Origin of the sequence: Salinivibrio socompensis S35 (assembly GCF_000513715.1) — a bacterium.
In the GTDB taxonomy this organism is placed as follows: domain Bacteria; phylum Pseudomonadota; class Gammaproteobacteria; order Enterobacterales; family Vibrionaceae; genus Salinivibrio; species Salinivibrio socompensis.
In genome coordinates, this window is the sequence record NZ_AQOD01000262.1 from 1 (window position 1) to 990 (window position 990).

Consider the following 990-nt stretch of genomic DNA (forward strand, 5'->3'; position numbering starts at 1 on the left):
TCGGCAGGCATCTTCTTTTAATCCAACATCGAGTTGCCAATGCATCGATTCAATTAACCAATGCGAGCGCGTGGCATCGTGAAGCTCTTTCGCAGTAAGTGCTTTGGAACTTATATAATAGCGTACTGAAATATCTGTCTCTTCGGCATGTTTGCCTTCTTGACGAACACTCACCATGATGCCCATTGTTTTTAATTCAGGCCAATCATAAGCCAAATCACCTAGTACACTTAAATCGGTATTAATCAGTGCACATCTTGTTTCCAAACGCCCATGGGATTTCTCTTGTGATGAATAACTATCACCATCAAAGTGTTGGAGCATTGACGGGCGATAGTAATTATCAAACGCTTCATCCAACTTTCCTTGATTCGCTTTAACGGCAAGCAAATAATCGGCGTTTTTATCGATGATTTTCTGTGCGATTTTTCGCTGACAACCCATGGCATCAATAGTAATCAAACAGCCTGAAATATCTAGCAATTCCAGCAGCTTAGGTATTTCAGTAATCTCATTGGTTTTACTGTTTACTTTTGACTGTCCGAGGCACACACCATTTGCGGTCGCAAACGCATTAACCATATGAATCGCGGCTTGGTCTGTTGCTCGATTATATGAGCCCCTTAGTGTTTTTCCATCAATGGCAACCACTTCGCCATCCGTTAATTCATGACACGATTTCATCCATTCTATAAAGGCTTTTTGTAATGCTTTTGTACTGATGGTTCCCATTACTCTTGCAATCGTATCTGCCGACGGGGATGTTTTACCCTGAGGAATCCCCTGATGATTTAGATAAAAATCATCAATTAAGGTAGATGCACACCTTGTCATATGATCAAATGGTTTCACCAAAAATCAATAATCAGACAACAAGATGTGCGAACTCAATATCTTACATGACTCTCTCTACCAATCTGTCCTGAACTGCATTTAAAGCGACTTAATAGCTTGATGTTAGCTTGCCGAGCATTGCTTGAGAGCAACACA

Annotated in this window: 1 pseudogene; it reads right to left on the reverse strand. The window is 40.8% G+C overall.

Features of this window, described 5'->3' with window-relative positions:
• Positions 1-759, reverse strand: a pseudogene (locus DZ54_RS23090) (ISAs1 family transposase); the annotation flags it as partial.
• Between the last annotated feature and the right edge of the window lie 231 nt (positions 760-990).